We start from the raw sequence: 6,043 nt of genomic DNA on the forward strand, positions 1-6,043 counted from the left end.
TCCATGACTGAGCGCGTCGTCCTCGCCTACTCCGGCGGACTGGACACCTCCGTGGGCATCGGCTGGATCGCCGAGGCCACCGGTGCCGAGGTGATCGCGGTGGCGGTCGACGTCGGCCAGGGCGGTGAGGACCTGGAGACCATCCGCCGTCGTGCCCTGGACTGCGGCGCGGTCGAGGCCTACGTGGCCGACGCCCGCGACGAGTTCGCCGCCGAGTACTGCATGCCCGCCCTGCGCGCCAACGGCATGTACCTGGACCGCTACCCGCTGGTCTCCGCCCTGTCCCGCCCGGTGATCGTCAAGCACCTGGTCCGCGCCGCCCGCCAGTTCGACGCCACCACCGTCGCGCACGGCTGCACCGGCAAGGGCAACGACCAGGTCCGGTTCGAGGTCGGCATCACCTCCATCGCCCCGGACCTGAAGTGCCTGGCCCCGGTCCGCGACCTGGCGCTGACCCGCGACAAGGCGATCGAGTTCGCCGAGCGCAAGCAGCTGCCGATCGCCACCACCAAGCACAACCCGTTCTCGATCGACCAGAACGTCTGGGGGCGCGCGGTAGAGACCGGCTTCCTGGAGGACATCTGGAACGGTCCGACCAAGGACGTCTACACCTACACCGACGACCCGACCTTCCCGCCGGTCGCCGACGAGGTCGTCATCACCTTCGAGCGGGGTGTCCCGGTCGCGCTGGACGGCGTGGCGGTCAGCCCGCTGCAGGCGATCCAGGAGATGAACCGCCGGGCCGGCGCCCAGGGCATCGGCCGGATCGACATCGTCGAGGACCGCCTGGTCGGCATCAAGTCCCGCGAGGTCTACGAGGCCCCCGGCGCCATCGCGCTGATCGCCGCGCACCAGGAGCTGGAGAACGTCACGGTCGAGCGTGAGCAGGCCCGGTTCAAGCGCCAGGTCGAGCAGCGCTGGACCGAGCTGGTCTACGACGGCCAGTGGTTCTCCCCGCTGAAGAAGTCGCTGGACACCTTCATCGACGACACCCAGCGCTACGTCTCCGGCGAGATCCGGATGGAGCTGCACGGCGGCCGCGCCACGGTCACCGGTCGTCGCACCGACTCCGGGCTGTACGACTTCAACCTGGCCACCTACGACACCGGCGACACCTTCGACCAGGCCGCTGCCCGTGGCTTCATCGAGATCTACGGCCTGTCCTCCAAGCTGGCCGCGGCCCGCGACGTGAAGTTCGGTCACGGCGAGGACCTGGGCGAGCAGGGCGGCATCGGTGTCTGAGCACGTCGCGCTCTGGGGCGGCCGGTTCGCCGGCGGTCCGTCCGACGCGCTGGCTGCCTTGTCGGTCAGCACGCACTTCGACTGGCGGCTGGCCCCCCAGGACGTCGCCGGGTCGCAGGCGCACGCCCGGGTGCTGCACGCGGCCGGCCTGCTGACCGACGACCAGCTGGCCGGGATGCTCGACGCCCTGGACCGGCTGCTCGCCGACGTGCGCTCGGGCGACTTCGTCCCGGCCCCGGACGACGAGGACGTGCACACCGCCCTGGAGCGCGGCCTGATCGAGCGGGCGGGCGCCGACCTCGGCGGCCGGCTGCGGGCCGGCCGGTCCCGCAACGACCAGATCGCCACCCTGGTGCGGATGTACCTGCGCCAGGAGGCCCGGCACCTCGCCGGTCTGACCCTGGACGTGGTGGACGCCCTGATCGCCCAGGCCGGCGCCGCGGGGGAGGCGATCATGCCCGGTCGCACCCACCTGCAGCACGCCCAGCCGGTGCTGCTCGCCCACCACCTGCTGGCCCACGCCTGGCCGCTGCTGCGCGATGTCGAGCGCCTGACCGACTGGGACCGCCGCGCCGCGGTGTCGCCCTACGGCTCCGGCGCGCTGGCCGGTTCCTCGCTCGGGCTGGACCCGGTCGCGGTGGCCACCGACCTCGGTTTCGACTCCTCGGTGGAGAACTCGATCGACGGCACCGCCAGCCGGGACGTCGTCGCCGAGTTCGCCTGGGTCGCCGCCATGCTCGGCGTCGACCTGTCCCGGTTCGCCGAGGAGATCGTGCTCTGGTCCACCCACGAGTTCGGCTTCGCCCGCCTGGACGACGCCTACTCGACCGGGTCGAGCATCATGCCGCAGAAGAAGAACCCGGACGTGGCCGAGCTGGCCCGGGGCAAGGCGGGCCGGATGGTCGGCGACCTCACCGGTCTGCTCACCACCCTCAAGAGCCTGCCGCTGGCCTACAACCGCGACCTGCAGGAGGACAAGGAGCCGGTCTTCGACCAGGTCGACACCCTGTCCGTCCTGCTGCCCGCCTTCGCCGGGATGGTGGCGACCCTGCGGTTCGACACGGACCGGATGGCCTCGTTGGCCCCGCAGGGCTTCTCGCTCGCGACGGACATCGCCGAGTGGCTGGTCCGGCAGGGCGTCGCGTTCCGGATCGCGCACGAGGTCGCCGGCGCCTGTGTCCGGGCCTGCGAGCAGCACAGCCCGGCGATCGAGCTCTGGGAGCTCACCGACGACGAGCTGTCCGCGATCTCCGAGCATCTGACCCCCGCGGTCCGCGAGGTGCTCACCGTCGAGGGCTCGGTCGCCTCCCGGGACGCCCGCGGCGGCACCGCCCCGGTCCGGGTCGCCGAGCAGCTCGGCCGCGCCCGTGACCGCGCCGCACAGCTGCGGGACTGGGCCCGCTGAGGTGACCCGTCCGGATCCCGGCCCGGGTCGGTCGACGTCCCCCGAGGACCCGACCGACCCGGTGCTCGCCGCGGTCTCGGCCCACCTGCGCTCCGCCCCCGCCCGGCTCGGCCCGACCCGCCTGATCCTGATCGACGGCCCGGCCGGTTCCGGCAAGACCACCCTGGCCTCGGTGCTCTCCGCCGCACTCGACCACGCGCCGGTCGTGCACATGGACGACCTCTACCCGGGCTGGTCGGGTCTGGCCGCCGGAGTCGACCGTCTGCACGCCGAGGTCCTGCGACCGCTGGCGGACCACCGACCGGCGGCGTACCGCCGCTACGACTGGCTGACCGAGTCCCTGGCCGAGTCCCACCCGGTCCCGGCCGCCGATCACCTCCTCGTCGAGGGCTGCGGCGCCGGCTCCCGCCTGCCGTCCACCTGGGCCAGCCTGCTGATCTGGGTCGAGACCGACGACGCCGAACGCCTCGCCCGGGGCCTGGCCCGCGACGGCGACGCGGCCCGGCCGCACTGGCTGCGCTGGATGGCCGAGGAGCGCGCTCTCTACGCCGCCGAGGACACCCGCGCCCGGGCCGACCTCCGCCTGGACGGGCACGGCCGACTCATCCCGTGAGCACCGACCCCGTCCCCGGCACCGATACGGCAGGATGAGCCCGTGAGCCAGGCACCGGACCCCGTCGCCCCCCGTGGGACCGGTTCCGCTGCCCGGGCGTCCACGGAGCCGCTCGAGCCCGCGCTGCCGATCCCGGTCGACGCCCTGCCCGCCCCGGCGCGCAGCTGGTACCAGCGACCCGCCCTCGACGTCGCCGCGGACCTGCTCGGCGCGCTGCTCACCGTGCGTTCTCCCGACGGCGACGTCACGGTCCGCCTCACCGAGGTCGAGGCCTACGACGGGGACGACGACCCGGGCTCGCACGCGTTCCGCGGTCGCACCGCCCGCAACGCCGTCATGTTCGGAGAGCCGGGCCGGATCTACGTCTACCGCCACCTCGGCCTGCACCACTGCATGAACATCGTGACCGGTCCCGCCGGGCACGCCTCCGCCGTGCTGCTCCGGGCCGGGGAAGTCGTCGACGGTGCGGGCCTCGCGCGGTCCCGCCGTGCCGCGGCCGGAGTGGTCGACTCCGACCGGCAGATCGCGCGCGGCCCGGCCCGGCTGACCGTGGCGCTCGGGGTCGACCTCACCGCGAACGGCGCCGATGTGACCGAGCCGGAGGGCGACCTGGTGCTGCGGCGGCGTCCGGACGACTCGCGCCCGCCCCACGCCACAGGTCCGCGGGTCGGCGTGAGCGGTGACGGCGGCGACCCCCGGCGGTTCCCGTGGCGGCTGTGGATCACCGGGGACCCGACCGTGTCCGCGTACCGGCCCGCGTATCGCCGGCCGACGTCGAGGAACAGCCCGCCAGACGGGGCGACGTCGGCCTGAGTCCCTGCACCGGTCCGGGCGCGGCACCATCGCCGGCCGACCGGTCCCCGGCAGACTGTGCGGCAGGCCCGCACGGGAGATCTTCAAGGAGTACGACGTGACCCACATTCTGGATGAGCTCGCCTGGCGCGGGCTGATCGCCCAGAACACCGACCTCGAGGCGCTGCGCGCCGCCTTCGACTCCGGCCCGCAGACGTTCTACACCGGCTTCGACCCGACGGCCCCGAGCCTGCACCACGGACACCTGGTGCAGCTGATCGTCATGCGCCACCTGCAGCGCGCCGGGCACCACCCGTTGGCACTGGTCGGCGGTGCCACCGGTCTGATCGGTGACCCGCGGATGTCCGGGGAGCGGGTGCTGAACACCAAGGACACCGTCGCCGAGTGGGTGGGCCGCCTGCAGGCCCAGATCGGCCGGTTCCTGGACTTCGACGGCGACAACCCGGCCCGGATGGTCAACAACCTGGACTGGACCGGCGAGCTGTCCGCGATCGACTTCCTGCGTGAGGTCGGCAAGCACTACCGCCTCGGCACGATGCTTGCCAAGGACACGGTCGCCCGCCGACTGGCCAGCGAGGACGGCATCTCCTTCACGGAGTTCAGCTACCAGATCCTGCAGGGGATGGACTTCCTGGAGCTGTACCGCCGGCACGGCTGCACGCTGCAGACCGGTGGCAACGACCAGTGGGGCAACCTGCTGTCCGGCGTGGAGCTGATCCGCAAGAGCGAGCGCGCGACGGTGCACGCCCTGACGACGCCGCTGATCACCAAGGCGGACGGCACCAAGTTCGGCAAGTCCGAGGGCGGGGCGATCTGGCTCGACCCGGAGCTGATGAGCCCGTACGCGTTCTACCAGTTCTGGCTCAACACCGACGACGCCGAGGTGATCGGCTTCCTCAAGGTGTTCACCTTCCGCACCCAGGAGGAGATCGCCGAGCTGGAACGGATCACCGCCGAGCGCCCGGCCGCCCGTGAGGCGCAGCGGGCCCTGGCCTACGACGTGACCGCACTGGTGCACGGTGCCGACGCCACCGACAAGGTGATCGCCGCATCCCGCGCGCTGTTCGGCGGGGGAGAGCTGGCCGTGCTCGACGAGGCCACCCTGGCCGCTGCCACCGCCGAGCTGCCCACCGCGGAGGTGCGGATCGGCGACCCGATCGTCGACGTGCTGGCCGCCACCGGGATCGTGCCGTCCAAGGGCGCCGCGCGCCGTGCGATCGCCGAGGGCGGCGGGTACCTCAACAACCGCAAGCTCACCGACGACGCCGAGACGCTCGGCGCCGACGACGTGCTGCACGGCCAGTGGGTGCTGGTCCGCCGCGGGAAGCGGACGCTGGCGGCGGCGCGGGTGGTCGGCTGAGCGCTCCTGGTCGCTCCGGAGGGGTGGGTCCGACGTCGTCGGGTCCACCCCTCGTCGCTCTCCGGTGGCGGGACGGTGTGGAGGCGTGCAAGCTGGTGCCACAACCGAACGATGGTCGGCCGGCAGCGGCCCCGTCGAGGGACTCCCTCCGCGAACCACCGGACATCGGTGCAGGTCAGAGGCCATATCCGGGCGATCGTGCGTGCGGATTTGACGCTCGTCGAAGCCCGCGCGTAGTGTTCTCCGAGTCGCCCGGCAGGGAGCAACGGACACCGAGGGTTTCAACCCGGTGGCTGGTCCCAAGGACGACGACCCCCAGGACGAGCCTTCGGCGCTTCGGCGCCCACAGGGTCGTGCCGGGATCAGATCAGGCGAGTGAACGGGCCGGAAACGGCCGGTGAAACACGCCGGAATGGTCTGGTAAGCTGAAAACAAGAAGCCTCCGGCCGGATGCTCCACCAGGAGCCGAAAGAGGATGCGCGTCTGTTCTTTGAGAACTCAACAGTGTGCCTAAGTAGTTGATGCCAAATGGCTCGGCTTCTTGGATCTGGCCTCGTGATGGGGTTGGTGAAGGGGGGTTGAAGCTTTTGGTTGCCAGGCGGTCCGACCT

Annotated in this window: 5 protein-coding genes; all 5 read left to right on the forward strand. The window is 72.1% G+C overall.

Features of this window, described 5'->3' with window-relative positions; translation table 11 throughout:
• Window positions 1–3: 3 nt before the first annotated feature.
• The 5 genes from OGL89_RS13425 to tyrS all read left to right on the forward strand — a co-directional run bounded on the left by OGL89_RS13425 (window position 4) and on the right by tyrS (window position 5,433).
• A complete protein-coding gene (locus OGL89_RS13425) occupies window positions 4–1,242 on the forward strand; it encodes an argininosuccinate synthase (protein ID WP_263120658.1) in 1,239 nt (412 codons plus the stop codon).
• On the forward strand, window positions 1,235–2,647 hold the full coding sequence (gene argH, locus OGL89_RS13430) for an argininosuccinate lyase (RefSeq protein WP_263120659.1): 1,413 nt from the start codon (window positions 1,235–1,237) through the stop codon (window positions 2,645–2,647). Before OGL89_RS13425 ends, argH begins: the two co-directional genes overlap by 8 nt.
• 1 nt (window position 2,648) lies before the next feature.
• A complete protein-coding gene (locus tag OGL89_RS13435; protein ID WP_263120660.1) occupies window positions 2,649–3,260 on the forward strand; it encodes an AAA family ATPase in 612 nt (203 codons plus the stop codon).
• A gap of 144 nt (window positions 3,261–3,404) precedes the next feature.
• On the forward strand, window positions 3,405–4,073 hold the full coding sequence (locus tag OGL89_RS13440; RefSeq protein WP_263120664.1) for a DNA-3-methyladenine glycosylase: 669 nt from the start codon (window positions 3,405–3,407) through the stop codon (window positions 4,071–4,073).
• 97 nt (window positions 4,074–4,170) lie between these two features.
• Window positions 4,171–5,433, forward strand: a complete 1,263-nt coding sequence (gene tyrS / locus OGL89_RS13445; protein WP_263120661.1) for a tyrosine--tRNA ligase — start codon at window positions 4,171–4,173, stop codon at window positions 5,431–5,433.
• Window positions 5,434–6,043: the final 610 nt, after the last annotated feature.

The sequence above is a fragment of the Cellulomonas sp. RIT-PI-Y genome (assembly GCF_025642745.1).
Lineage (GTDB): Bacteria > Actinomycetota > Actinomycetes > Actinomycetales > Cellulomonadaceae > Cellulomonas.

Excerpts from the sequence above, each read along its gene's own strand:
- OGL89_RS13425 (WP_263120658.1), top strand. The coding sequence starts at position 4 with ATGACTGAGCGCGTCGTCCTCGCCTACTCCGGCGGACTGGACACCTCC.